Below are 289 nucleotides of genomic sequence, written 5' to 3' on the forward strand. Positions count from 1 at the left end.
CCACAGTGCGATATCGACAGTTTACTGCCCTGGCATGTTAGCCTCTAGGTGTAGTTAGCCGTACGCTTACCCTCTAATTGGTGGTTGGCCTTGATACTCATCCAGTGCTTTATTAACTCGCTGTCCGATTTGGGGGGTGACCTCGTCTAGGCGTTTTACCGTGGCTTGCATGCCTTCGATAGCGGCGTCTGGAAGTAGTAGGTCGTAGTGCCAGCTGCTAGACATATCATCAAGTGAATCGCGCAGGCCTTTGACGATGTTTTTAACTTCCGTGGCGGATTGTTTTCCT

Annotated in this window: 1 pseudogene (cut by a window edge); it reads right to left on the reverse strand. The window is 50.5% G+C overall.

The annotated features are described in order from the left end of the window. Positions 1-66 precede the first annotated feature (66 nt). A pseudogene (locus CKO50_RS24690) lies at positions 67-289 on the reverse strand (hypothetical protein) (its annotated part continues 35 nt past the right edge of the window); the annotation flags it as partial.

Origin of the sequence: Pseudoalteromonas sp. HM-SA03 (genome assembly GCF_002289345.1) — a bacterium.
Taxonomy (GTDB): Bacteria; Pseudomonadota; Gammaproteobacteria; order Enterobacterales; family Alteromonadaceae; genus Pseudoalteromonas.